At 67.0% G+C, this 24,270-nt stretch carries 22 protein-coding genes and 2 pseudogenes; 13 read left to right on the top strand and 11 right to left on the bottom strand.

Going from position 1 to position 24,270, the window contains the following annotated elements:
* Window positions 1-72: 72 nt before the first annotated feature.
* Together acnA and WFK98_RS17470 are read left to right on the top strand one after the other, a co-directional pair.
* Window positions 73-2,763, top strand: coding sequence for an aconitate hydratase AcnA (gene acnA, locus WFK98_RS17475; RefSeq protein WP_336801130.1), 2,691 nt, complete (start codon window positions 73-75; stop codon window positions 2,761-2,763).
* Window positions 2,764-2,980: 217 nt separating this feature from the next.
* A pseudogene (locus WFK98_RS17470) lies at window positions 2,981-3,634 on the top strand (DUF1223 domain-containing protein); the annotation flags it as partial.
* A 318-nt stretch (window positions 3,635-3,952) separates the two neighbouring features.
* Here the strand turns inward: WFK98_RS17470 and htpG are convergent.
* On the bottom strand, window positions 3,953-5,857 hold the full coding sequence (htpG, locus tag WFK98_RS17465; RefSeq protein ID WP_336801129.1) for a molecular chaperone HtpG: 1,905 nt from the start codon (window positions 5,855-5,857) through the stop codon (window positions 3,953-3,955).
* A gap of 547 nt (window positions 5,858-6,404) precedes the next feature.
* Between htpG and WFK98_RS17460 the strand changes: the two genes are divergently transcribed.
* Complete coding sequence (locus WFK98_RS17460; RefSeq protein WP_420909622.1) at window positions 6,405-6,788, top strand: DUF2794 domain-containing protein; 384 nt, start codon at window positions 6,405-6,407, stop codon at window positions 6,786-6,788.
* A 25-nt stretch (window positions 6,789-6,813) separates the two neighbouring features.
* Here WFK98_RS17460 and WFK98_RS17455 read toward each other — a convergent pair whose 3' ends face one another.
* From WFK98_RS17455 to WFK98_RS17435, 5 genes and pseudogenes are all read right to left on the bottom strand, one after another.
* Window positions 6,814-7,158, bottom strand: a complete 345-nt coding sequence (locus WFK98_RS17455; RefSeq protein WP_336801128.1) for a hypothetical protein — start codon at window positions 7,156-7,158, stop codon at window positions 6,814-6,816.
* 31 nt (window positions 7,159-7,189) lie between these two features.
* A complete protein-coding gene (locus tag WFK98_RS17450) occupies window positions 7,190-7,759 on the bottom strand; it encodes a GNAT family N-acetyltransferase (protein ID WP_336801127.1) in 570 nt (189 codons plus the stop codon).
* 126 nt (window positions 7,760-7,885) lie between these two features.
* Complete coding sequence (locus WFK98_RS17445) at window positions 7,886-8,662, bottom strand: Bax inhibitor-1/YccA family protein (RefSeq protein ID WP_266338998.1); 777 nt, start codon at window positions 8,660-8,662, stop codon at window positions 7,886-7,888.
* Window positions 8,663-8,883: 221 nt separating this feature from the next.
* A pseudogene (locus WFK98_RS17440) lies at window positions 8,884-11,420 on the bottom strand (ABC transporter permease).
* Complete coding sequence (locus WFK98_RS17435) at window positions 11,417-12,148, bottom strand: ABC transporter ATP-binding protein (RefSeq protein WP_336801126.1); 732 nt, start codon at window positions 12,146-12,148, stop codon at window positions 11,417-11,419. Before WFK98_RS17435 ends, WFK98_RS17440 begins: the two are co-directional and overlap by 4 nt.
* 130 nt (window positions 12,149-12,278) lie before the next feature.
* On the opposite strand from WFK98_RS17435, the gene WFK98_RS17430 reads away from it, so the two are divergent.
* From WFK98_RS17430 to WFK98_RS17415, 4 genes are all read left to right on the top strand, one after another.
* Window positions 12,279-12,908: an arylesterase gene (locus tag WFK98_RS17430; RefSeq protein ID WP_336801125.1), complete on the top strand. Its 630-nt coding sequence runs from the start codon at window positions 12,279-12,281 to the stop codon at window positions 12,906-12,908.
* Between the two features lie 69 nt (window positions 12,909-12,977).
* The gene (locus WFK98_RS17425) at window positions 12,978-14,027 is read left to right on the top strand and encodes an aldo/keto reductase (protein ID WP_266338994.1); all 1,050 of its coding nucleotides are present in this window, start codon (window positions 12,978-12,980) and stop codon (window positions 14,025-14,027) included.
* A gap of 91 nt (window positions 14,028-14,118) precedes the next feature.
* Window positions 14,119-14,673, top strand: coding sequence for an RNA 2',3'-cyclic phosphodiesterase (gene thpR / locus WFK98_RS17420; RefSeq protein WP_266338993.1), 555 nt, complete (start codon window positions 14,119-14,121; stop codon window positions 14,671-14,673).
* The gene (locus WFK98_RS17415) at window positions 14,670-14,969 is read left to right on the top strand and encodes a 4a-hydroxytetrahydrobiopterin dehydratase (RefSeq protein ID WP_336801124.1); all 300 of its coding nucleotides are present in this window, start codon (window positions 14,670-14,672) and stop codon (window positions 14,967-14,969) included. The genes thpR and WFK98_RS17415 overlap by 4 nt, the downstream gene beginning before the upstream one ends.
* A gap of 149 nt (window positions 14,970-15,118) precedes the next feature.
* Here the strand turns inward: WFK98_RS17415 and WFK98_RS17410 are convergent, their stop codons facing one another.
* The 4 genes from WFK98_RS17410 to WFK98_RS17395 all read right to left on the bottom strand — a co-directional run bounded on the left by WFK98_RS17410 (window position 15,119) and on the right by WFK98_RS17395 (window position 19,041).
* The gene (locus tag WFK98_RS17410; protein ID WP_266338991.1) at window positions 15,119-16,819 is read right to left on the bottom strand and encodes a putative bifunctional diguanylate cyclase/phosphodiesterase; all 1,701 of its coding nucleotides are present in this window, start codon (window positions 16,817-16,819) and stop codon (window positions 15,119-15,121) included.
* A 216-nt stretch (window positions 16,820-17,035) separates the two neighbouring features.
* Window positions 17,036-17,221 carry a 50S ribosomal protein L32 gene (gene rpmF / locus WFK98_RS17405; RefSeq protein WP_266338990.1) on the bottom strand — a complete coding sequence of 62 codons (186 nt, stop codon included), beginning with the start codon at window positions 17,219-17,221 and terminating at the stop codon, window positions 17,036-17,038.
* Between the two features lie 151 nt (window positions 17,222-17,372).
* Window positions 17,373-18,485 (bottom strand): 3-isopropylmalate dehydrogenase, encoded by a 1,113-nt coding sequence (gene leuB / locus WFK98_RS17400; RefSeq protein WP_266338989.1) that lies wholly within the window; start codon window positions 18,483-18,485, stop codon window positions 17,373-17,375.
* A 175-nt stretch (window positions 18,486-18,660) separates the two neighbouring features.
* Window positions 18,661-19,041, bottom strand: a complete 381-nt coding sequence (locus WFK98_RS17395) for a RidA family protein (protein WP_266338988.1) — start codon at window positions 19,039-19,041, stop codon at window positions 18,661-18,663.
* A gap of 265 nt (window positions 19,042-19,306) precedes the next feature.
* On the opposite strand from WFK98_RS17395, the gene sdhC reads away from it, so the two are divergent.
* From sdhC to WFK98_RS17365, 6 genes are all read left to right on the top strand, one after another.
* Window positions 19,307-19,705: a succinate dehydrogenase, cytochrome b556 subunit gene (gene sdhC, locus WFK98_RS17390; protein ID WP_266338987.1), complete on the top strand. Its 399-nt coding sequence runs from the start codon at window positions 19,307-19,309 to the stop codon at window positions 19,703-19,705.
* 11 nt (window positions 19,706-19,716) lie between these two features.
* Window positions 19,717-20,088 carry a succinate dehydrogenase, hydrophobic membrane anchor protein gene (sdhD, locus tag WFK98_RS17385; protein ID WP_266338986.1) on the top strand — a complete coding sequence of 124 codons (372 nt, stop codon included), beginning with the start codon at window positions 19,717-19,719 and terminating at the stop codon, window positions 20,086-20,088.
* 4 nt (window positions 20,089-20,092) lie between these two features.
* A complete protein-coding gene (sdhA, locus tag WFK98_RS17380; RefSeq protein ID WP_336801123.1) occupies window positions 20,093-21,913 on the top strand; it encodes a succinate dehydrogenase flavoprotein subunit in 1,821 nt (606 codons plus the stop codon).
* A 9-nt stretch (window positions 21,914-21,922) separates the two neighbouring features.
* A complete protein-coding gene (locus WFK98_RS17375; RefSeq protein ID WP_420909621.1) occupies window positions 21,923-22,369 on the top strand; it encodes a DUF3052 domain-containing protein in 447 nt (148 codons plus the stop codon).
* Window positions 22,370-22,397: 28 nt separating this feature from the next.
* Window positions 22,398-23,177 carry a succinate dehydrogenase iron-sulfur subunit gene (locus WFK98_RS17370; protein ID WP_266338983.1) on the top strand — a complete coding sequence of 260 codons (780 nt, stop codon included), beginning with the start codon at window positions 22,398-22,400 and terminating at the stop codon, window positions 23,175-23,177.
* A gap of 94 nt (window positions 23,178-23,271) precedes the next feature.
* Entirely contained in the window at window positions 23,272-23,457 is a 186-nt protein-coding gene (locus WFK98_RS17365; protein ID WP_336801122.1) for a hypothetical protein, read from the top strand.
* 118 nt (window positions 23,458-23,575) lie between these two features.
* Here WFK98_RS17365 and WFK98_RS17360 read toward each other — a convergent pair whose 3' ends face one another.
* Window positions 23,576-24,169 carry an inorganic diphosphatase gene (locus tag WFK98_RS17360; protein WP_336801121.1) on the bottom strand — a complete coding sequence of 198 codons (594 nt, stop codon included), beginning with the start codon at window positions 24,167-24,169 and terminating at the stop codon, window positions 23,576-23,578.
* Window positions 24,170-24,270: the final 101 nt, after the last annotated feature.

The following is a 24,270-nucleotide window of genomic DNA, read 5'->3' as shown; positions in this document are numbered from 1 at the left end:
CCGGGTCGGGCACGCTTCGTGCATCGACTTCGGCCATGCGTTTCCGCGACAGAAACGAGGACGATCCGTATCGTGAGCAACGAGCATCCCGACAGCTTTAAATCCCGCAAGATTCTCCAGGTCGGCGCGGAAAGCTATGTCTATTTCAGCCTGAAGGACGCGGAGCAGAACGGGCTTCCCGGCATCTCCAGCCTGCCTTTCTCGCTGAAGGTTCTGCTCGAGAACCTGCTCCGTAACGAAGACGGCCGCACCGTCACCAAGCAGGACATCATCGCCGTCAAGGACTGGCTGGTGTCGCGCGGCAAGGATGAGCGCGAGATCGCCTATCGCCCGGCTCGCGTGCTGATGCAGGACTTCACCGGCGTTCCGGCCGTGGTCGACCTCGCCGCCATGCGCGACGCGATGGTCAATCTCGGCGGCGACCCGAAGCGCATCAACCCGCTGGTGCCCGTCGATCTCGTCATCGACCATTCCGTCATCGTCAACTTCTTCGGCAACGCCCAGGCGTTCGGCAAGAACGTCGACGAGGAATACAAGCAGAACCAGGAGCGTTACCGCTTCCTGAAGTGGGGCCAGTCGGCCTTCGACAATTTCCGCGTCGTGCCGCCGGGCACCGGCATCTGCCACCAGGTCAATCTCGAATACCTGGCCCAGACCGTCTGGACCAAGACCGAGAACGGCGAGACCGTAGCCTATCCCGACACCTGCGTCGGCACCGATAGCCACACCACCATGGTGAACGGCCTCGGCGTGCTCGGCTGGGGCGTCGGCGGCATCGAGGCCGAGGCCGCGATGCTCGGCCAGCCCGTCTCGATGCTGATCCCGGAAGTGATCGGCTTCAAGCTGACCGGCAAGCTGAATGAGGGCATCACCGCCACCGACCTCGTGCTGACCGTCACGCAGATGCTGCGCAAGAAGGGCGTCGTCGGCAAGTTCGTCGAGTTCTTCGGCCCCGGCCTCGAGCACCTGTCGCTCGCCGACCGCGCCACCATCGGCAACATGGCGCCGGAATATGGCGCCACCTGCGGCTTCTTCCCGGTCGACGGCGAGACCATCGCCTATCTCGACGAGACGGGCCGCAAGGCCGAGCGCATCGCGCTGGTCGAGGCCTATTCGAAGGCGCAGGGCATGTGGCGCGAGCCCGGCCTCGCCGATCCGGTCTTCACCGACGTGCTCGAGCTCGACATCTCCTCGGTGCTGCCGTCGCTCGCCGGCCCGAAGCGCCCGCAGGACCGCGTGCTGCTCTCCGACGCCAAGGCCGGCTTCCTCACCTCGCTCGAGGGCGAGTTCAAGAAGCCGGGCGAGGCCGACAAGCGCGTCGCCGTCGCCGGCACCGACTACACGGTCGGCCATGGCGACGTGACGATCGCCGCCATCACGTCCTGCACCAACACCTCGAACCCGAGCGTGCTGATCGCCGCCGGCCTGCTCGCCCGCAACGCGGTCGCCAAGGGCCTGAAGTCGAAGCCGTGGGTGAAGACCTCGCTGGCGCCGGGATCGCAGGTGGTCGAGGAATACCTCGCCTCCGCCGACCTGCAGAAGGACCTCGACGCCCTCGGCTTTAACCTCGTCGGCTTCGGCTGCACCACCTGCATCGGCAATTCCGGCCCGCTGCCGGAGGACATCTCCGTCGCCATCAACCAGGGCGACCTGGTCGCCGCCGCCGTGCTGTCGGGCAACCGCAACTTCGAAGGCCGAGTCAATCCGGACGTCAAGGCGAACTACCTCGCCTCGCCGCCGCTGGTCGTCGCCTATGCGCTGGCCGGTTCGCTGCAGATCGACCTGACCACCGAGCCGCTCGGCACCGGTTCGAACGGCCAGCCGGTCTATCTGAAGGACATCTGGCCCTCCAACCAGGAGATCGCCACCTTCATCCGCGAGAACGTCACCAAGAAGATGTTCCAGGCCAAGTATGCCGACGTCTTCAAGGGCGACGCCAACTGGCAGAAGATCGCGGTGCCGCAGGGCGAGACCTATGCCTGGGACGGCCAGTCGACCTATGTGCAGAACCCGCCCTATTTCGTCGGCATGGAGCGCGAGCCCGAGGCCGTGACGGATATCCTCGGCGCCCGCGTCATGGGCCTGTTCCTCGATTCGATCACCACCGACCACATCTCGCCGGCCGGTTCGATCAAGGAAGCCAGCCCCGCCGGCAGCTATCTGCGCGATCACCAGGTCCGCCCGGCCGACTTCAACCAGTACGGCACCCGTCGCGGCAACCATGAAGTGATGATGCGCGGCACCTTCGCCAACATCCGCATCAAGAACCAGATGCTGGGCGGCAAGGAAGGCGGCTTCACCAAGCATTGGCCGGACGGCACCGAGATGCCGATCTATGATGCCGCGATGAAGTACAAGGCCGAGGGCGTTCCGCTGGTGGTGTTCGCCGGCAAGGAATACGGCACCGGCTCGTCCCGCGACTGGGCGGCCAAGGGCACCAAGCTGCTCGGCATCCGCGCCGTCGTCGCCCAGTCCTTCGAGCGCATTCATCGCTCGAACCTGGTCGGCATGGGCATCGTGCCGCTCGTCTTCGAGGAAGGCACCTCCTGGCAGACGCTCGGCCTCAAGGGCGACGAGACGGTGACGATCAAGGGCATCGCCGGCGACCTGAAGCCGCGCCAGATGCTCGACGCGGAAATCACCTTCGCCGACGGCACCCGCAAGGTCGTCCCGCTGCTCTGCCGAATCGATACGCTCGACGAGCTCGACTACTTCAAGAACGGCGGCATCCTGCAGTTCGTGCTCCGGAAGCTCGTTGCCTGAGCCCAATAGTATCGAGTTACGAACAATTTCGTGATTCTGCCGCGCGGCGATTTTCTTAATTGCCGCGCGGGTTTAGCCGGACAGAGGCTGTGGATGACCGGTACCGATTCACAGCCGGTCACCCTTAATTGAATGGCTTACGATCAATCCCGGATCTAGCTTTTCGACGGCACGCACGGCGTGCGGTTGTCTCGGCGATCAGGATAAGTTTGCGGGCATGTTCGTTCCGAAACCCACTTGGATTGTCTTGGCCATTGGCCTGGGCATCATCCCGGCTATCTCGGCTTGGGCCAGCGAGCCCGGCAGCGAGATAAAGACCGAACCGAAAATCTCCGCGGTGCTGGAATTGTTCACCAGCCAGGGCTGCGCTTCCTGTCCCCCGGCGGACGAGGTGCTGGAGGGCTTCGCCGAACGCGACGACATCGTCGCCCTGTCGCTTCCCGTCGATTACTGGGACTATCTCGGCTGGAAGGACACGCTCGCCAGCCACGAATTTACCGCCCGCCAGAAATCCTACGCCAATGCCCGCGGCGACCGGCAGATCTATACGCCGCAGATGATCGTCAACGGCACGCAGCACGTCGTCGGCAGCGACAAGGCGGCGATCGAGGCGGTGCTGAAGTCGGAGCCGCCGCTGGCCGTTCCCGTCGCCATGGAGATGGCCGGCGACGCGATCCGGGTGAAGATTGGCCAGACCGCGGACCGGGCCATCCCCCGTGTGCGCAAGGCGACGATCTGGCTGGCGCTCTATAAGCGCCATGTCGACGTGCCGATCCGCACCGGCGAAAACCAGGACCGCACGCTCGCCTACTACAACGTCGTCACCAAGCTGCGCCCGATCGCCATGTGGCGCGGCGAGGCGGTCGACGTCGATCTGCCGATGAGCGAGTACCACCAGGCCAATGCGGATGGCTGCGCCATACTGCTGCAGGCCGAGAACGAGCGCGGGGAGCCCGGTCAGATCCTGGGAGCCGCGTTTTCTGAAAAGGGCGCCGACTGGTAGCCCTGCCGCAGCGAGGCCGGAAGATCCCGACCGCCCGGCCGATCCATCGCCATTGCCATAACCATGATCACGCGCCGGCCGCATAGCGTCCGGCGCCGATCATCTGCCCTCCCGGCAGCGCCGGCCTGGCGGTGTCGCGGCCCGGTCTTTCCGCCCGATCGGGGCAGCAAGGCCGGTGCCCGTCTTTCAGCCGATGGTCTTCTCCATCAGGCCCGCAAGCGCCCTGGCGAAGGCGGCCGGCTCGTCCGGCGCCTCGCCGTCGAGAATGCGCGCCAGGCCGAAAATCAGCGGCGCGGCCGCGTCGACCCGCTCGGCAGCAGCTCCGCCCGCCGCCGCCTGGGCGGCGAGGCCGGCCACCAGCGGATGGGCCGGATTGAGCTCGAGGATCTGGGCGGCGCGGCCGCCGGCCCCGTCGCGGCTCGCCAGGATCTTTTCCAGCTGCCTGTCGGGCCCGAACTCCGGCGCCACCAGGCAGGCCGGGCTGGTCGCCAGCCGGTTCGAGCCGCGCACCTCGACGACCTTGTCGCCGAGCGCCTGCTTGAGGCGCAGCGTCAGCGCGGCGAGCGCCGCTTCGGAGGCGGGCTTCTCCTCGCTGGCGGCGTCCTTGGCGGCCTCCGCTTCCAGCACCGGGATCAGGTCGAGGCTGGCGGCGCCCTGCGTTACCGACTGGAACGGCTTGCCGTCGAAGCCGAGCGCGGTGCGGACCCAGAAGGCGTCGACCGGGTCGGCGAGCACCAGCACCTCGACGCCGCGCTTGGCGTAGCCCTCGAGATGCGGGCTGGCGGCGATGGTCGCCGCGTCGTCGCCGAGCGCGTAGTAGATCGCCGTCTGGCTGGGCCGGAAGGCGGTGACGACCTCGGCGAGGCTGCGCCAGTTGTCGCCGCCAGTCGTCGTCTTGAAGCGCGCCAGCTTGAACAGCGCGTCGCGCCGGTCGGGCGCCTCGTAGAGGCCCTCCTTCAGCACGGCGCCGAAGGATTCCCAGACCTTGGCGAAGCTGTCGGCATTGTCGGTCGCGAGCTTGTCGAGGTCGGCGAGGATGCGGTTGGTGACGCCCTTGCCGATCGCCTCGATCACCGGGTTCTTCTGCAGCATCTCGCGCGAGAGATTGAGCGGCAGGTCTTCCGAATCGATGACGCCGCGCACGAAGCGCAGCCAGGGCGGCAGGATCTCGGCCTCGTCGGTGATGAAGACGCGGCGGACATAGAGCTTTACCTTGCCCTGCCGCTCCGGCTCGAACAGGTCGAACGGCCGCGACGACGGCACGAAGAGCAGCACGGAATATTCCGTCCGGCCCTCGGCGCGATAGTGGATGGTGACGGCCGGCTCGTCGAAGCGGCCGCCGACATGGCCGTAGAAGTCCTTGTATTCTTCCTCGGTGACCGAGGCCTTCGACTTCCGCCACAGCGCGCTGCCGTCGGCGAGTTGCTCCTCGCTGCCGTCGGCGAGCTTCAGCACGATCGGAACCGGCACATGCGCCGAATAGGCGGTGACGATGCGCTCGATTGTCTCCGTCTCGGCATAGCTGGCATTGTCGGGGTTCAGGTGCAGCACGATCCGCGTGCCGCGCGCAGGCGCTTCGGCCAGGTCGACGGGCTCTATCTCGTAGGCACCCTTGCCGTCGGAATGCCAGCGCCAGGCCTCGTCGGAACCGGCCTTGCGCGAGAGGACGGTGACGCTGTCGGCGACCATGAAGGCGGAGTAGAAGCCGACGCCGAACTGGCCGATCAGCGCCGAACCCTTCGCGCCCTCGCCGGCCTGCTCGAGGAAGGCGCGGGTGCCGGACTGGGCGATGGTGCCGAGATTGTCGATTAGCTCCTGCCGGTCCATGCCGATGCCGTTGTCGGAGATGGCGAGGCTGGGCGCTTTCTTGTCGGCCTCGATGACGATCCGGAAGGCGTCGCCGCCCTCGGCGATGGCCGGATCCGACAGCGAGAGCGTGCGCAGCTTCTCGCAGGCGTCGGCGGCGTTGGAGATCAGTTCGCGCAGGAAGACGTCGCGATTCGAATAGACCGAATGCACCATCATGTGCAGCAGGCGGGAGACCTCGGCTTCGAAAGTGCGGGTTTCGGCGGCTGGCTTCTGTTCAGACACGCTTCTCTCTCCGGTATTTTCGTCCCGTCGCCACGGGCCATCGGCAGGCGGGGAACGCGATCGGCATCAGGCCGGCGCAGGCGCGGCGGCGCTGATATCGCCGGTTGGCAGCGGAGATTCAAGGCCGGAGGGCCGCGCCCGTCCCGCAGGCAAAGAAAAAGGCCGGCGGGGGCCGACCTCAGGGGACTTTTTGGGAGGGGGAATGCAATTCGACGTCTGCTTCGAAGGTGGTCCGGCTCGACTGAGGACCCCGGGGGGCTGGGGGGCTGAGAAATTCCGAAGCCTTGGCCAAGCCGGACCGTTCGAAGCGATGATGAGATATTGCCGGGCCAATGCGGCCGGTGCCGGGCCGAAAAAGGGCGGAATAAAGGAATTTTTAGGCTTAACTTCAAAGCGGCGTGATGATTGCGGCGAAATCGCGTTTGCCGGCTCCGGAATGCCGGCGGACCGCCGTTCCGGGCCGAATCGTTCGCGAGCCTTGCCAGTCGTGTCGATCGGAGCGATCATGACGCTTCGATGACGGAGCGGCTCGTAACAGGAGGCGCCATTGAGCGAAGGTGACGAGAAGGCGTCGGCCGGCGGCAGCGCGACGCTGGTCACGCTGAAACCGCCGGAAGCGACGAAGGTCGCGCCCCTGATTGCTTTCAACCGACTGGAGCTGAACGAGATCCTGCGCGTCTATGGGCGCATGGTCGCCGCCGGCGAATGGCGCGATTATGCGATCGACCATCTGCGCGACAAGGCGGTGTTCTCGATCTTCCGCCGTTCATCCGAAATGCCGCTCTACAAGGTGGTGAAGGACCCGGAGCTGCGGAACCGCCAGGGCGCCTATGCGGTGATCGCGGCGGGCGGCTACATCATGAAGCGCGGCCACGACCTGCGGCAGGTGCTGGCGGTGCTGGATACGAAGCTGAAGCTCGTCCAGGGCTGAGCCGTCCTAGATCGGCTTGGCGGGTCTATTGGTGCTGATTGGAGATCTCGTCGGCCTCGCATCGCGCATAGTCATATGCCTCTCGCGCGAACCGGCTGGCTTGCTGCGACAACGCATTGGCCTCGCTGACAAACGAGTTCAGCTTTTCGATATATTCCTCGACCTCGCGCTTGTAGCTATCGATTTCCCAGCTATCGCACTCATGCTTCCCTGACCATTTATAGCTGGAGAGGCAGTAGGGCACATCGGGACGGTCGAACCTGCCGGGTGCACTCGGAGCGGAAAAACGGCCGTATGGCTCGGAGCAGAACGCATGGGCGTTGCCCGCTCCCGCCAGCATAATCCCCAACGCAGCGGCGAAGCGCTTCACGGCACCTTCCCTCTCATCTGATATCCCTTCGCTATATCTGAAGGTCGGGGGCACTAGAAGGGATGCCCGGCGGCGCGTCGCTGCCGGCGCCGAGGGCGCGCTGCATCAGCACGCTGTCGATCCAGCGGCCATGCTTCCAGCCGACATTCTCGAAGATGCCGACGAGGCGGAAGCCGAGCGCCCGGTGCAGGCGGATCGACGCCTGGTGGCCGGAATCGCCGATGACGCCGACCATCTGGCGGAAGCCGGCCTCCGTCGCGGCCTCGATCAGCGCCGCCAGCAGGCGGCGGCCGACGCCGCGCCCCTGCGCGGCCGGGCTCAGATAGATCGAATCCTCGACCGTGTGGCGGTAGGCAGGCCGGGCGCGATAGGGGCCGGCATAGGCATAGCCGAGCAGCTCGTTGCTCTCGGTCGCGACCAGATAGGGATGGCCGCCGGCGAGCAGCGCGTCGTGGCGCCGCCGCATCTCGTCGAGGTCGGGCGGATCGAGCTCGAAGCTTGCCGTGCCGTGCAGCACCGAATGCGCGTAGATCGCCGTGATGGCGGCGAGGTCGTCGAGGGTGACGGGGCGGATTTCGATGGGGTCCGGCGTGGCATGCATGGCGCTGTCTCGCATTGAGCGGGGCGACCATAGCGACGGCAAGGGCGCTGGCAACGAAAATGCGCGCCGGCAATAAAAAAGGGCGCGGCCTAGGCCGCGCCCTCGCTATCCGCTGGATGCCCCGCCTTAGCGGCGGTCGCCGAACAGGCGCAGCAGCATCAGGAACAGGTTGATGAAGTCGAGGTACAGCGTCAGCGCGCCCATGATCGCCTTGCGGCCGGCCACGGTGCCGTCGTCGCCGACATAGTACATTTCCTTGATCTTCTGCGTGTCATAGGCGGTGAGGCCCACGAAGATCAGCACGCCGAGGACCGAGATCGCGAAGCCGAGCGCCGACGATCCGATGAAGATGTTGACGATCGAGGCGATGATGATGCCGATCAGGCCCATGAACAGGAACGAGCCCATTCCGGTCAGGTCGCGCTTCGTCGTGTAGCCATAGAGGCTCATCGCGCCGAAGGTGGCGGCGGTGATGAAGAACACCTGCGTGATCGACTGCGCCGTGTAGACAGCGAAGATCGACGACAGCGAGACGCCCATCAGCGCCGCATAGCCCCAGAACACGAGCTGGGCGGTCGACGTCGACATCTTCTGGATGCCGAAGGACAGCCAGAACACGAGCGCGACCGGCGCGAGCACCAGCACCCACATGATCGGGCCGGTGTAGATCGCGGCGCCGAGGCTGGTCAGCATCAGGCCGTTCTGCATCTGGCCGACGGCCTGCGCCGGGTCGCTGGTGACGGCCAGCTTGAAGATACCGAGCGCGGCTGCGCCGGTGATCATCAGGCCGATCGCCATGTAGTTGTAAACCTGCAGCATGTGGCTGCGCAGGCCCTGGTCGATAACACCGGTTTCGGCACGCGCTGCGCCAAACGGTGAGACGCGATTGTCGAAATCTGCCATCGAGCTCCCTCTCCGAACCAAAAAATCCGCGGACTTTCCGCCGCGAAACCCCCGTTTCCATCATCCGGCGTCAGAAACCCTTTCGGTTCCGCCGGGCGATAAGCCCTCGGGTGCACATGCGATATGGGCACCCCGATCGCACCCCGCAAGAGATCGCCGAACGAATTCGGGACCTCGCGTGGCCCAACTATCGCAATGGTACTGGACGATGGCTTCTGCGCCTACAGGTTTCTAAGGACGGGAGCCGCCTTCTGTCCGAGGAGCCGCCAGGTGCCGGCGAGGCCGAGGCCGATCGTCAGCGCCACGGCGACGAAAGCGGCGGCGAGCGCCGTCATCGGGAAGACGGCGAAGGGCTGGCCCATCACCCCGGCGACGACGCCCCAGGCGGCGATCGAGCCGGCGAGCACGGCGAAGACCGCCGTCGCCAGCCCGAGCAGGCCGTATTCCAGCCCGAACGCCTTCAGCAGCTGGCCGCGCGTCGCACCCAGCGTCTTCAGGATCACCGCATCATAGAGCCGCTGCCGGTGGCCGGCGGCGAGCGCCCCGGCGAGCACCAGCACCGAGGCGGCGAGCGCGATCGACGAGGCGACGCGGATCGCCAGCATCAGCTGGTCGAGGATCGACGAGATGCGGTCGAGCGCCTCGCGGACCCGGATCGCCGTCACGGAGGGAAACTGCGCGCCGGCGTCGCGCATCAGCTTCGCCTCGGCCGCCGGGTCGGCGGGGCCGGGATGGGCGAGGGTGGCGAGCACCGAATAGGGCGCCCCGGCGAGGTCGACGGCGAGAACACCATCACGAAGTTGATCGCCAGGCTTTCCCACTCGACCTCGCGCAGATTGGCGATGGTCGCCGTGATCTCGCGGCCGAGCACGTTGACGGTGATGGTGTCGCCGGTCTTCAGCCCGAGCCCGCGCGCCACGCCCGCCTCCATCGAGACGAGCGGCGGGCCGGCATAGTCGGGCGCCCACCATTCGCCGGCGGAAAGGCGCGAATTCTTCGGCGTGGTGGCCGAGAAGGTGACGCCGCGATCGCCCTTCAGCACCCAGGCGACCTCAGGCGTCGGCGTCGCCTGTTCCGCCGGCGTCTGGTTGAGCGCGATGATGCGGCCGCGCAGCATCGGCACGCTTTCGACCGTCGCCTCGGGAATCTCCTTCTGGAGGAAATCCATGAAGGCGGGCGCCTCCGCATTCTGCACGTCGAGGAAGAAGAAGCTCGGCGCGCGGTCGGGCAGGGATTGCGTCAGCTGGCGGTGCAAATTGCCATCGATCAGCGCGATCGTCACCAGAACGGTCAGGCCGAGCCCGAGCGACAGCACGACCGAGCCGGTCAGCGCGCCCGGGCGGTGGATGTTGCCGACAGCGAGCCGCCATTCGGTCGAATTGGCGCGCGGCGCGCGGCGGGCGATCGCCGTCACCGCCCAGGCGACGAGCCGGAGCAGCAGGAAGGCGGCGGCGACGCCGACGACGAAATAGAGCGCGATGCGGCGGTCATAGGCGAGCAGGATGGCGAGCCCGGCGAGGACGACGGCCGAGCCGATCGCCGCCGCCAGGAAGACGAGGCGCGGCCGCACCCGGCCGAAGGCGCTCGCATCGCGGAACAGCGCCGTCGGCGCGATGTCGCCGGCGCGGCCGAGCGGCACCAGCGCGAAGGTGAGCGCCGTCAGCAGGCCATAGAGCGCGGCATAGCCGAGCGCGGCCGGATAGAAGCCCGTCTGGGCGCCGACCGGCAGCACGTCGGCCAGGAAGCGGAGCGCCAGCACCGGCACCAGCGCGCCTATTGCCAGGCCGATGACGACGCCGAGCAACGCGATCATCAGGATCTGGGCGAGATAGAGCTGGGTGACGAGGCTCGCCGGGGCGCCGAGCGAGCGCAGGGTGGCGATCACCGGCCGCTTCAGCTCCAGGAAGGCGCCGACGGCATTGGCGACGCCGACGCCGCCGACGATCAGCGCGGCGAGGCCGACCAGCGTCAGATATTGCGCGAACTGGGAGATGTTGCGCTTCAGGCCCGGCGAGGCGTCGTCGCGGCTGCGCACCTGCCAGCCGGCCTGCGGCAGCGCCTTGTTGGCCGCCTCGACGAGGTCGACGACGGCGCTGTCGGGCGCCTTGTGCGGCAGCCGCAGCCGATAGCTCCACTGCACCAGGCTGCCGGGCTGGACGAGGCCCGTGGTCTCGAGCGTCGGCTTCGAGATCAGCAGCCGCGGCCCGAAGCCGAGGCCGGTGGCGAGCTTGTCGGGCTCGTCGGCGATCTGGCCGGCCAGCGTCAGCTTCGCCCCGCCGACCTGCACCGTATCGCCGATCTTGACGCCGAGGCGGGTGAACAACTCGGGATCGGCCAGCGCGCTGCCGGCATTGAGCGCGGCGGTGGCGTCGACCGCCTCGCCGGCCTTGAGCGTGCCATAGAGCGGATAGGCGCTGTCGACCGCCTTGATCTCGACCAGCGTCTGGTCGGAGCCGTCGGCGAGCCGGGCCATGCCGCGCAGGGTCGCGACCTCCGAGACCATGCCGTGCTTTTCGAGATACTGGCGCTCCTCTGCCGTCGCCTGGCGCTGTACCAGCGTGAAGGCGACGTCGCCGCCGAGAATGGCCTGACCCTCGCGGGCGAGGCCGTCGGTCATGGCGCGCGACACCGAGCCGACGGCGGCGATCGCGGCGACGCCGAGCGCGATGCAGGCGAGGAAGACGACGAAGCCGCGCAGGCCGCCGCGCAGTTCGCGCAGCGCGAAGCGGAAGGGGAGCGGCAGGTTCGATGCCGTCATTCCGCCGCGCTCCTGAGCGGGCTCGCCTTGGCCTGGCGCGGGTCGACCACGCCGGAATGGATGCGGATCATGCGGTCGCAGCGGCCGGCGAGCGCATTGTCGTGCGTGACCAGCACCAGCGTGGTGCCGCGCTCGGCGCAGGTCTGGAACAGGAGGTCGGCGATCTCGCGGCCGGTCGCCTCGTCGAGATTGCCGGTCGGCTCGTCGGCGAACAGGATCGCCGGCTCGGCGACGAGGGCGCGGGCGATCGCCACGCGCTGCTGCTCGCCGCCGGAGAGGGCGGAAGGATAGTGGTTCATCCGGTGGCCGAGGCCGACCAGCTTCAGTTCTTCCTCGGCGCGCGAAAACGCGTCGCGGCGGCCGGCGAGTTCCAGCGGCACGGCGACGTTCTCCAGCGCCGTCATGTTGGGGATGAGGTGGAACGACTGGAAGATGATGCCGACATTGCGGCCGCGGAAACGCGCCAGGCCGTCCTCGTTCAGCGAGGCGAGGTCGGTGCCGGCGACGCGCACGCTGCCCTTGTCGACGCGCTCGAGCCCGGCCATCGTCATCAGCAGCGTCGACTTGCCGGAGCCGGACGGACCGACCAGTGCGACACTTTCGCCGCCGTCGATCGTCAGCGAAATATTGCGGAGAATATGGACCCGCGCGGCCCCGACGCCGAGCGCCAATTCGACCGATGAGAGCCGGATGACGGCATCGGAACTGTTCGGGACTGTATCCACCACGCGCGCGAACCCTATATCGTGCGACGGGCAGGCTCGTCGCTCGGCGGAAGCCGTCGAACGCCAGCGTCCTGCCGATCGCGGCGCGTTCGGCTCAATATGGTGGCTCGGTTCGGAGGATAAAGACCTGTACATGATGAAGAATTGGGCGCTGGCCGTTCTGTTCGCCGTGGCCGCCGTTTCCGCCGGCGCCGCCAGGGCCGACCCGCTCCGCCTGGTCGTGCTGGGCGACAGCCTCTCCGCCGGCTATGGCCTCGGCCCCGGTGAGGGCTTCACCGACCAGTTGCAGAAGGCGCTGACCGCCAGGGGCCTGGACGTCGCCGTCGTCAATGCGGGCGTTTCCGGCGATACGGCAGGCGGCGGTCTGGCGCGGCTCGACTGGTCGGTCGGGCCGGATGCGCAGGCGGTTCTGGTCGAGCTCGGCGCAAACGACATGCTGCGCGGGCTCGATCCCTCGGTGCCGCAGCAGGCGCTCGACGCCATCCTGACCCGGCTTGGCGCGCGCAAGCTGCCTGTCCTGCTCGCCGGCATGCGCGCCGCGCCCAATCTCGGCCCCGACTACGCCAAACGTTTCGACGGCCTCTATCCGGATCTGGCCGCGAAGCACGGCGCGATGCTATATCCGTTCTTCCTCGACGGCGTCGCGGCCGAACAGGCCCTGCTGCAGGCCGACGGAATGCATCCGAACGCGGCCGGTGTCGCGGTCATCGTCGAGAAAATCCTTCCCGCCGTGGAGGATCTGGTCGCGCAAGCCCGGCGCTGACCGGGCCTCCGCACGCCTGCCAATCCGCTTCCGGCCTCGCCGCGCCCAAAATTCTCGGAGCTTTTCGCCATGGAATATCGTTCGCTCGGACGGACCGATCTCAGCGTGTCCTCCATCTGCCTCGGCACCATGACCTGGGGCCAGCAGAACACCGAGGCCGAGGGCCACGAGCAGATGGACTACGCCTTCGAGCAGGGCGTCAATTTCCTCGACACCGCCGAACTCTATTCGATCCCGCCGAAGCCGGAGACGCAGGGCTCGACCGAGCGGATCATCGGCAACTGGATGAAGGCGCGCGGCAACCGCGACAAGGTCATCCTCGCCTCCAAGGTGGTCGGCCGCAACGGCCTCACCTGGTTCCGCGACGGCGCCAAGCCGACTCTTTCTCGCGCCCATATCCGCGACGCGATCGAAAAGAGCCTGAAGCGACTGCAGACGGACTATATCGACCTCTACCAGTTGCATTCGCCCGACCGCCACGTCACGCAGTGGGGCTCCAATCCGACCGTCTACCGCCATCCCGAGCCGGCCGCCGACGAGGTGCCGATCGAGGAGACGCTGGCGGCGCTCGGCGAACTGGTCCAGGAAGGCAAGGTCCGCCATGTTGGCCTGTCGAACGAGACCGCCTGGGGCACGACGCGATTTGTCGCAGCCTCGGAAGCCGGCAAGGGACCGCGCGTCGTCTCGATCCAGAACGCCTACAACCTCCTGAACCGCACCTTCGAGGTGAACCTCGCCGAGGTCGCGATGCGCGAGCAGGTGGGGCTCCTGGTCTATTCGCCGCTGGCGCAGGGCTACCTGTCCGGCAAGTACCAGAAGGGCGCCCGCCCCGCCGGCGCGCGCACGACGCTGTTCAAGCGTGGCGACCGCTATGAAACGCCCGGCGCCGAAGAGGCGATCGACGCCTATCTGGCGATCGCGCGCGATTTCGGCATGGATCCGGCGACGCTCGCAAACGCCTTCGCCACCAGCCGCTGCTTCGTCACCTCGAACATCATCGGCGCCACGACGATGGAGCAACTCAAGGTCGACATCGCCGCCGCCGACGTCGCGATCACGCCCGAAATCGAGGCGCGGATCGATGCCGTCCACCAGTGGCGCGGCAATCCCTGCCCCTGAGGCGGGCGGCCGGTGCCTGGGGAAAGGGCTTTACAGCCGCCCGGCAAACCGCGAACCTGATCTTCCGTCCCACCGATAGAGGAGGGCGATCATGCCGCGCCTGTTCACCGGTCTCGAGATTCCGGCCGACATTGCCCAACGGCTCTCGCTCCTGCGCGGCGGCATTCCCGGCGCGCGTTGGATCGACGCGGAGAACTTCCACGTCACGCTGCGCTTCATCGGCGACATCGACGATCGCACCGCCGACGAGGTCGCCGACGCGCTGGCGCGCGTGCGGCGGAACGAGCTCGACCTGCAGTTCTCCAGCCTCGATTCGTTCGGCAATGCCAAGCCGCATTCGATCGTGGCCCGCATCGCGCCCTCGCGCGCGCTGAGCGAATTGCAGGCCGAGCACGAGCGGATCCTGCAGCGGATCGGCCTGCCGCCGGAGGGCCGCAAATACACGCCGCATGTGACGCTCGCCCGATTGCGCAACACCCCGCATCGCGACGTCGCCGCCTATCTCGCCGTGCGCGGCGGGCTGCTCTCGGCGGCGTTTCACGTGACACGCTTCGTGCTGTTCTCGTCGAAGGCGTCGAAGGGCGGTGGTCCCTACATCGTCGAGCAGGCCTACCCGCTCGCCGAACTGGTGGAAACACGGCCATGATCGAGAAGCTGGAACCGGCCGAGCGCCAGGCGGCGCTGGCGAAGCTCGATGGCTGGACCTCGGTCGAGGGCCGCGACGCCATCACCAAGGTATTCACCTTCGGCGATTTCCAGGAGGCGTTCGCGTTCATGACGCGCTCGGCCCTGCTGGCGGAGCGGATGAACCATCACCCGGAATGGAGCAACGTCTACCGCACCGTCACGGTGACGCTGGCGACGCATGTCGTCGACGGGGTGACGTCGTTCGACATCAAGCTCGCCGAGGGCATGAACCGCTTCGCGGGGCAGGGCGGTTAAAGAATACCCTCATCCCAACCCTCTCCCGCAAGCGGTAGAGGGCGCGCTTCGTGCTCGCACGGGCGTCGGAGCCACTCCGGCGAAAAGCCCTCGCCCGCTTGCGGGAGAGGGTTGGGGTGAGGGCCTTCGCTTCGCCGAAAGCTACCGCGTCATTTCCACGGCAGCTCGAGGCTGGCGGCGCCGCAGAGATGGCCCTGGATGCGGCTGACGCCCCATTCCGCCAGCATCGCCGCCGTTTCCTCGTCCTGCACCCATTCCGCCACGGTCTCGATGCCGAGATCATGCGCGAGCTCCACCAGCCTGCGCACGAAGATCTGGTCGTCGCGACTCCTGGGCAGGGTGGCGATGAAGCTGCCGTCGATCTTGACGATGTCGACCCGGAGCTCCCGCAGATTGCGGAACGAGGTGAAGCCGGCGCCGAAATCGTCGATGGCGAGGCGGGCGCCGAGATCGTGGATTGTCGAGACGAAATAGGCGGTGTCGTCGAGGCTGCGGATGGCGCTCGTCTCGGTGATCTCGACGATCAGGCGCTGGCCGAGATCGGGGCGCTGGTCGAGCGTGTGGGCGAACTTCGCCAGCCAGTCAGGTCCGGCCGCGGTTTCCGGCGAGACGTTCATCGACAGATGCGCGTCGGGATGGCGGATCAGCGTCTCCAGCACCTGGTCGAGCACGGCGAGGTCGAACAGGCGCGACAGGCCGAGGCGCTCGGCGAGCGGTACGACCTGGCCGGCCGAGACGATGGTGCCATCGGGATGCGCCAGCCGCAGCAGCGCCTCGTGGAAGCCGACCTTGCGGGTGTGGATGTCGACCACGGGCTGGAAGGCGAGGCGCACGCGCTGTTCCGACAGAGCGCCGATCAGTTGCTGCGACAGCGCGATGTTGGACTGGCGCTCGGCCTCCCGCTCGGCCGAGGGGGCGTAGGCGAAGAAGCGGCCGCGGCCGGTATCGCGCGCGAAGCCTAGGCTCTCCTGCGCGCGCTCGATCGCCTCGTCCGGCGTCTGCGCGTGGCGGGGCAGCGAGACGCCGCCGATCGAGATGGTGACCGAGGCGGCGCCGTCGGGCGTGGCGACGACGTCGTCGCGGATGGCGGCGAGGAACCGTTCGGCCGCGAACGGCATCTCGTGCTCGTCGCAGTTCATCAGGATCAGGCCGAGCTTGTGGCCGGAGAAGCGGCCGATGGCGTCGCCGTCGCGCAGGCGGCCGCGTATGCGCCGCGCCACCGCCGCGAGCACGCGGTCGCCGATGCGATAGCCATAGGCGTCGTTGATCAGGTGGAAATCGTCGATGGCGATGACGAGGAAGGCCGCCGCCGTGTCGAGCTTTCGCGTGCTCGTGATCGTCTCGTCGAGCAGGTCGAGCAGGTAGGAGCGGTTGTAGAGGCCGGTGACGTCGTCATGGCGCGACAGGAAGGCGAGGCGTTGCTCGCGGGCGTGGCGCTCGTTGATGACGCGCAGCACCCCTTCGGCGCGCACCGCCTCGCGGCCGCCATCGGCATACCAGCGGCCGGTATCCTCGACCCAGAGGATCGGGCCCCTGGCGCCCTTCGGCCGCAGGGCATACTCGATCTGATAGGGTACGCCGTCGCCGGTGTCGGTGCCGGCCAGAGCTTCCTGGCGCGCGAGCTGGCCCGGTTCCTCGACGAGCTCGGAGAAGGCGGCGCCGGTCGCGACCGATTCGGGCGAGGCGAGGCCGAACAGGGCGGCGGCGTCGCCGTTCCATTCGATGCGGTCGTCGGCCTGCGACCAGCGATAGACGACTTCGCCGATCGTCGAGAGAATGGCCGCCGTCCGATCGGATCCCTGGTGACGCGATTCATGGATCGCCATGCCGCCGTTCACCTCGTTTTCCACTGCGGGCATTCCTTTGCACGAGACGTCTCGATATCGCGGGCCGGACCCGGCACCAGCCGGATCTATTGCGCCGTCGGATCCGCGAGGGGTCTCTCCGTTCGGTGGCGACAACAGCAGCAAATCGCGCAAAAGAAAAGGGCCGGCGCGGCGCCGGCCCTTGAACGTCGATCCGGGGCGGAAAACTCCGCCTGGCGCGCGGCGTGTGCGCCCCCGAAATCAGCCTTCGCTCTTCGGCGTCAGGATCTGGCGACCGCGATACATGCCGGTCTTCAGGTCGATGTGGTGCGGACGGCGCAGCTCGCCCGAGTTCTTGTCCTCGGTGTAGGTCGGCTGGGCCAGGGCGTCGTGCGAACGGCGCATGTTGCGCTTCGACGGCGACGTCTTTCGCTTCGGAACTGCCATTTTACTCTTCCTTCGTCATATGCCGTCGAACCGGCGGCGCGCCGCCCGGCTGGGCATAGCAATCCAATCTGAATGCGGCCTTATACAGAGATCACCGGGCCTTGACCAGTCAGGGCCCGGCAAAAAGATTCAGCCGCGAAACGCGTCATTCTCAGGCCGAAAGGAGGTCGAGCTCCTTGAGGATGGCCGCGCCCATCTCCTTGGTGCCGACCTTCTGCGTGCCCTCGGTATAGATGTCGCCGGTGCGCAGACCCTTGCTCAGCACGCTCGAAATGGCGCGGTCGAGCAGGTCGGCTTCCTCGACCAGGCCGAAGGAGTAGCGCAGCGCCATCGCGAAGGACGCGATCATGGCGATCGGGTTGGAGATGCCCTTGCCGGCGATGTCGGGAGCCGAGCCGTGCACGGGCTCGTACATCGACTTGCGGCGGCCGGTCACCGCGTCGGGGGCGCCGAGGGCGGCCGACGGCAGCATGCCGAGCGAGCCGGTCAGCATCGCCGCGACGTCGGAAAGGATGTCGCCGAACAGGTTGTCGCAGACGATGACGTCATACTGCTTCGGCCGGCGGACGAGCTGCATGGCGCAATTGTCGGCGAGCACATGCTCGAGCGCGACATCAGGATACTCTTCCTTGCCGACCTTGGTGACGACCTGGTTCCAGAGTACGCCCGACTTCATGACGTTGCGCTTCTCGGCCGAGGCGACGCGGCTCGAACGGGTCTTGGCGAGGTCGAAGGCGACGCGGGCGATGCGCTCGATCTCGGAGGTCGTGTAGAGCTGGGTGTCGACGGCGCGCTTCTGGCCGTTCTCCAGCGTGACGATCTCCTTCGGCGAACCGAAATAGACGCCGCCGGTCAGCTCGCGCACGATCAGGATGTCGAGGCCTTCGACCAGCTCGCGCTTCAGCGACGAGGCGTCGGCGAGCGCGGGGTAGCAGATCGCCGGGCGCAGGTTGGCGAACAGCTCCAGATCCTTGCGCAGGCGCAGCAGCGCCGCCTCCGGACGGACGTCGTAGGGGACGCTGTCCCACTTCGGGCCGCCGACCGCGCCGAAGATCACGGCGTCGGATTCCTGCGCCAGCTTCATCGTCGCTTCGGAGATCGCCTTGCCGTGCGCGTCATAGGCAGCGCCGCCGGCCAGGTCCTGCTCGCTCTCGAACGACGCGACGCCCCGTTTGCCGAACCAGTCGATGACCGTCTTCACTTCGGCCATGATTTCGGTGCCGATGCCGTCACCGGGAAGGAGAAGGAGCTTGTAGGTGGTCATGTCGCGGGTTCTCTTGTCGAGCGGGTCTGCGGGCGGGGTCGTTGCGAGCGAGCGATAGCGGCGCGAAAGCCTTGATGCAAGCCGAACCGCACGTCTCGCGGCCGCGAGGGCAAGCGAAGGCCGGTCCCGGCGTCCCGGGATCGGGCCAGTCGGCCCGGCAGCGGCCGGCCGGGAATCAGACCTTCAGGGCCGTGACCTCGATCTCGACCTTCATCTCCGGGCGAATCAGGCCGCACACGGTCATCGTCGCTGCCGGCCGGATATCGCGGAAATGCGCGCCGACGACGAGGAACACCGCGTCGGCGAAGGACGGGTCGGTGACATGATAATGCACGCGCACGACGTCGCGCATCGAGAAGCCGGCTTCCTCCAGCGCCGCGGCGATGGTCGCCATGGCGTTTTCGGTCTGCTCGGCGACGCTGTCGGGCATCGTCATGCTGGAATAGTCGTAGCCGGTCGTGCCGGCGACGAAACACCAGGGGCCCTGGGCCACGGCGCGGGAATAGCCGGCGGCCTTCTCGAAGGGGGATCCGGTAGAAATCAGATGGCGCGTCATCGGTTTCTCCTGGTTGCTGCCGCCCGGGCCGGCTTCCCGCCCGGCGGTCGCCGGTTCGATCGCGGCGACCGATAGAACGCTTCCGTAGGATTGCCAAAATGGGGCATGATGGCAATCGTGCCGCACGGCGCCCGAAAAAAGCGCGCCGCCTCACCCAGCGTCATGCAAAAGACCGTTTTGACCGCGTCGCACAATGGGGTTAGAACCGGTCCAATCTCTCTACCCTAAATGCTTACGTTTACGTAAGCGATTGAGGATGAACGCAATGTCGAATGCCGAGGCGAAGACGGGCCGACCGCTCTCCCCGCACCTTCAAGTCTATCGCTGGCCGATCACGATGACGATGTCGATCCTGCATCGCGTCACCGGCGGCGCCCTGTATTTCGGCACGCTTCTCCTCGCGTGGTGGGTGATCGCGGCGGCGGCCGGTCCCGGTCCCTTCTCGGTGGTCTCCTGGGTCTTCGGCTCCTGGATCGGGCTCCTGGTCCTGTTCGGCTACACCTGGGCGCTGATCCATCACCTGCTCGGCGGTCTTCGTCATTTCGTCTGGGACGTCGGAGCCGGCTTCACCAAGCCGGCGCGCGACAATCTCGCCTGGGCCAACATCATCGGCTCGGTGGCGCTGACGATCCTGATCTGGATCGTGGCGCTGGTCATTCGCTGAGGGGCATCAAGATGCGTACACCGCTCGGCCGCGTTCGCGGGCTCGGTTCCGCCAAGGACGGCACGGATCATTTCTGGCACCAGCGCCTCACCGGCGCGGCGCTCGCCATCCTCACCGTGATCTTCGTCATCCTGGTCATCGTCCTCGCCGGCAAGCCCTATCCGGAAGTCGTCGCGGCGCTCGCCAATCCGTTCGTCGCGCTGATCATGATCCTGATGATCGGCACCGGCGTCTGGCATATGAAGCTCGGCATGCAGGCCATCATCGAGGACTATGTGCATGGCGGCCTGAAGATCATCGCCGTCCTCGCCAACACCTTCTTCTCGGTCGCCGTCGGCGCGGCGGCCATCCTCGCCCTTCTCAAGATCAGCTTCGGAGGCTGAAGCCATGGCTGAAGCCAACGCCAGCGTGTCCGTCAACGGCCGCGCCTATTCGTTTGTCGACCACACCTTCGACGTCGTCGTCGTCGGCGCCGGCGGCGCGGGCCTCCGCGCCACGCTCGGCGCCAGCGAGGCCGGCCTGAAGACCGCCTGCATCACCAAGGTGTTCCCGACCCGCTCGCATACGGTCGCCGCCCAGGGCGGCATCTCTGCGGCGCTCGGCAACATGGGCGAGGACGACTGGCGCTTCCACATGTACGACACCGTCAAGGGGTCGGACTGGCTCGGCGACCAGGACGCGATCGAATATCTCGTCCGCAACGCCCCCGCCGCCGTCTATGAGCTCGAGCATTTCGGCGTGCCGTTCTCGCGCACCGAAGAGGGCAAGATCTACCAGCGGCCTTTCGGCGGCATGACCACGAACTTCGGCAAGGGCATCGCCCAGCGCACCTGCGCCGCCGCCGACCGCACCGGCCACGCCATCCTGCACACGCTCTATGGCCAGTCGCTGCGCCATTCGGCCGAGTTCTTCATCGAATACTTCGCCATTGACCTGATCATGGAGGATGGCGCCTGCCGCGGCGTCGTGGCGCTCTGCCTTGAAGACGGCACGCTGCACCGCTTCCGCGCCGCCAAGACCATCCTCGCCACGGGCGGCTATGGCCGCGCCTATTTCTCCGCCACCTCGGCCCATACCTGCACCGGCGACGGCGGCGGCATGGTGCTGCGCGCCGGCCTGCCGCTGCAGGACATGGAATTCGTGCAGTTCCACCCGACCGGCATCTATGGCGCGGGCTGCCTGATCACCGAGGGCGCGCGCGGCGAGGGCGGCTACCTGACCAATTCGGAAGGCGAGCGCTTCATGGAGCGCTATGCCCCCTCGGCCAAGGACCTGGCCTCGCGCGACGTCGTCTCGCGCGCCATGACGATGGAGATCCGCGAGGGTCGCGGCGTCGGCAAGGCGAAGGACCACATCCACCTGCATCTCGACCATCTCGATCCGGCGCTCTTGCATGAGCGGCTGCCAGGCATTTCCGAGAGCGCCAAGATCTTCGCCGGCGTCGACCTGACCAAGGAGCCGATCCCGGTCCTGCCGACCGTCCACTACAACATGGGCGGCATCCCGACGAACTATCACGGCGAGGTGCTGAACAAGGTCGGCGGCGATCCGGACCAGGTCGTGCCGGGCCTGATGGCCGTCGGCGAGGCCGCCTGCGTCTCGGTGCACGGCGCCAACCGCCTCGGTTCCAACTCGCTGACCGACCTCGTCGTGTTCGGCCGCGCCGCGGCGCTGCGTTGCGTCGAGACCGTGCAGCCGAACCAGGCGCAGAAGGAACTGGCCAAGGGTGCCGGCGAGGACGCGATCGCTCGCCTCGACCGCCTGCGCTACGCCAATGGCTCGACCTCGACGGCCGAGATGCGGCTGAAGATGCAGAAGGTGATGCAGTCGAATTGCGCCGTGTTCCGCACCGGCGAAGTGCTCGACGAGGGCCACGAGCTGATCCACCAGGTCTGGAAGAACTCGGACGACGTCAAGGTCACCGACCGTTCGCTGATCTGGAACTCGGACTTGGTCGAGACGCTCGAATTCGAGAACCTGATCGTCCAGGCCGTCGTCACCATGGACTCGGCGCAGAACCGCAAGGAATCGCGCGGCGCCCACGCCCGCGAGGATTATTCCGAGCGCGACGACGTGAACTGGATGAAGCACTCGCTCGCCTTCATCGACACCGAGAACAAGACGGTGAAGCTCGACGACCGGCCGGTGCACACCTACACGATGTCGAACGACATCGCCTATATCGAGCCGAAGGCTCGCGTGTACTAAGGGCGGATGATGGCCGCAGCCACGCTTCCTTCGGCCGGCTATTCGGGGCGCACGCTTCCCGAAAAGCTCGGCTTTAGGGCCGGCATGGACGTGGCCTTCGTCGCGCTGCCGACGGAGCTGGAGGCGCTGGCCGACAGCGTCGCCTTCGGCCAGGTCGTGCGCACGGAAGGCTGGGCGGCGCCGCTCGGTCCGGATCGCGCGCTCGACGCGGTCCACGCCTTTACGAAGAGCCGCGCCGAGGTCGAGACCGGCCTGTCGCGGCTGCAGGACGCCATCCGGCGCGACGGCATGATCTGGGTGTCGTGGCCGAAGAAGGCGTCGAAGGTCGCGACCGACGTGACCGAGGATGTCGTGCGCGACGCCGCGCTCCGCCTCGATCTCGTCGACATCAAGGTCGCGGCGATCGACGCCACCTGGTCCGGTTTGAAACTCATGGTCCGCAAGGACCGCCGCTGAACGAATCTTACGCCCGAGGACGCTCACTATGGTCCAGCTGACCCTTCCGAAGAACTCGAAGCTGACTGAAGGCAAGGTCTGGGACCGCCCGGCCGGCGCCAACAATGTGCGCGAGTTCCGCGTCTATCGCTGGAGCCCGGACGACGGCAAGAACCCGCATGTCGACACCTACTTCGTCGATCTCGACGATTGCGGCCCGATGGTTCTCGACGCGCTCATCAAGATCAAGAACGAGATCGACCCGACGCTGACCTTCCGCCGCTCCTGCCGCGAAGGCATCTGCGGTTCCTGCGCGATGAACATCGACGGCTCGAACACGCTCGCCTGCACCAAGGGCATCGACGAGGTGAAGGGCCCGGTCGCGATCTACCCGCTGCCGCACATGGAAGTGGTCAAGGACCTCGTCCCCGACCTGACCAATTTCTACGCCCAGCACCGCTCGATCGAGCCCTGGCTGAAGACGGCGACGCCGGAGCCGCAGAAGGAATGGCTGCAGAGCCATGCCGACCGCGAGAAGCTCGACGGCCTCTACGAGTGCATTCTCTGCGCCTGCTGCTCGACCTCCTGCCCGAGCTACTGGTGGAACGGCGACCGCTATCTCGGCCCGGCCGTGCTGCTGCAGGCCTATCGCTGGCTGATCGACAGCCGCGACGAGGCGACCGGCGAGCGGCTCGACAATCTGGAAGATCCCTTCCGCCTCTATCGCTGCCACACCATCATGAACTGCGCGCAGACCTGCCCGAAGGGCCTGAACCCGGCCAAGGCGATCGCCGAGATCAAGAAGATGATGGTCGAGCGCCGCGTCTGACCGGCGCTGCCCTTTCTTTCAGCAGAACGGCGCGGAACCCTTCCGCGCCGTTTTCGTTTGCCCGGACCGATCGCGTTTTCGGAAGGAGACGACCATGACCATCAAGCAGGATCTCGAAGCGACCTGGACGATCGAGGCGATCGATCGGCTGCGCGAGCTCGCCGTGGAACATGTTCCGGCCGAGCTGATCGCGACGGCGATGCACCGGCCCGAGGAGCAGATCCGCCAGAAGGCGGCCGAACTCGGCCTGTCGCTCGAGATCGGTTCGACGACGCACTGATTTTCCGCCGGGCGGCGCGGCTGCGCGGTCCGGCAGGCTTTCGTTCGCGCGCAGCGGGGCGGCGGCCATGCGACCGCCGCTCCGTTTTCGCGGGCGAGGACGACCGCGGGCCGACGGCTTACTTGCCGTAGCGCTCCATCGCGGCGCGGATCAGGCCCTTCGCCGCTTCCGGGCTGTCGAAGCCCTTGAGTTCGATGACCTTGCTGCCTTCCGGCAGCTGCTTGTAGACGCGGAAGAACGACGTCAGCCGATCCTGCTCGATCTTCGGCAGGTCGGCGAGGGTCTGGATACCGTCATAGGTCGGGTCGACCTTGGAGACGGGAACCGCGACGATCTTGTCGTCGATGTCGCCGCCGTCGATCATCTTCAGCACGCCGATCGGGCGGACCTTGATGATGACGCCCGGATGCAGCGGCGCGCGGGTATAGACGATGACGTCGAGCGGATCGCCGTCCTCGGCGCTGGTGCGGGTGATCGAGCCGTAATTGGCCGGATAGACGACCGGCATCGACTGGAAGCGGTCGACGACGATGAAGCCGGTGTCGACGTCGGTCTCGTACTTGGTGAAGCTGCCGGCCGGGATCTCGATGACCGTGTTGATCTCGTCCGGGGCCTTGTCCGACTGCTTGAACGACAGGACGTTGTCGGCGAGGGCCGGTAGGGCGGTCAGGGAGGCGAGGGCGAACGCCGCGGCGGCGAGGGTCTTCTTCACGTGCAATTCTCCTGGAGTGAGGAACGGAAGAAGCGCTACGGTCGTCGCGCGACAGGCTTATGACATGGCAGACCGCCGTGGCGGCTGGGAGCATGCGGGGG

The organism is Kaistia sp. MMO-174 (assembly GCF_037147815.1).
GTDB lineage: Bacteria > Pseudomonadota > Alphaproteobacteria > Rhizobiales > Kaistiaceae > Kaistia > Kaistia nematophila.
Note: the sequence above shows the minus strand (reverse complement) of the source record. Positions and strands in the feature narration are given on the sequence as shown.

Excerpts from the sequence above, each read along its gene's own strand:
- WFK98_RS17450 (WP_336801127.1), bottom strand. The coding sequence starts at position 7,759 with ATGCATGCCACGCCGGACCCCATCGAAATCCGCCCCGTCACCCTCGAC.
- WFK98_RS17445 (WP_266338998.1), bottom strand. The coding sequence starts at position 8,662 with ATGGCAGATTTCGACAATCGCGTCTCACCGTTTGGCGCAGCGCGTGCC.
- WFK98_RS17430 (WP_336801125.1), top strand. The coding sequence starts at position 12,279 with ATGATGAAGAATTGGGCGCTGGCCGTTCTGTTCGCCGTGGCCGCCGTT.
- WFK98_RS17425 (WP_266338994.1), top strand. The coding sequence starts at position 12,978 with ATGGAATATCGTTCGCTCGGACGGACCGATCTCAGCGTGTCCTCCATC.
- thpR (WP_266338993.1), top strand. The coding sequence starts at position 14,119 with ATGCCGCGCCTGTTCACCGGTCTCGAGATTCCGGCCGACATTGCCCAA.
- WFK98_RS17415 (WP_336801124.1), top strand. The coding sequence starts at position 14,670 with ATGATCGAGAAGCTGGAACCGGCCGAGCGCCAGGCGGCGCTGGCGAAG.
- rpmF (WP_266338990.1), bottom strand. The coding sequence starts at position 17,221 with ATGGCAGTTCCGAAGCGAAAGACGTCGCCGTCGAAGCGCAACATGCGC.
- leuB (WP_266338989.1), bottom strand. The coding sequence starts at position 18,485 with ATGACCACCTACAAGCTCCTTCTCCTTCCCGGTGACGGCATCGGCACC.
- WFK98_RS17395 (WP_266338988.1), bottom strand. The coding sequence starts at position 19,041 with ATGACGCGCCATCTGATTTCTACCGGATCCCCCTTCGAGAAGGCCGCC.
- sdhC (WP_266338987.1), top strand. The coding sequence starts at position 19,307 with ATGTCGAATGCCGAGGCGAAGACGGGCCGACCGCTCTCCCCGCACCTT.
- sdhD (WP_266338986.1), top strand. The coding sequence starts at position 19,717 with ATGCGTACACCGCTCGGCCGCGTTCGCGGGCTCGGTTCCGCCAAGGAC.
- sdhA (WP_336801123.1), top strand. The coding sequence starts at position 20,093 with ATGGCTGAAGCCAACGCCAGCGTGTCCGTCAACGGCCGCGCCTATTCG.
- WFK98_RS17375 (WP_420909621.1), top strand. The coding sequence starts at position 21,923 with ATGGCCGCAGCCACGCTTCCTTCGGCCGGCTATTCGGGGCGCACGCTT.
- WFK98_RS17370 (WP_266338983.1), top strand. The coding sequence starts at position 22,398 with ATGGTCCAGCTGACCCTTCCGAAGAACTCGAAGCTGACTGAAGGCAAG.
- WFK98_RS17365 (WP_336801122.1), top strand. The coding sequence starts at position 23,272 with ATGACCATCAAGCAGGATCTCGAAGCGACCTGGACGATCGAGGCGATC.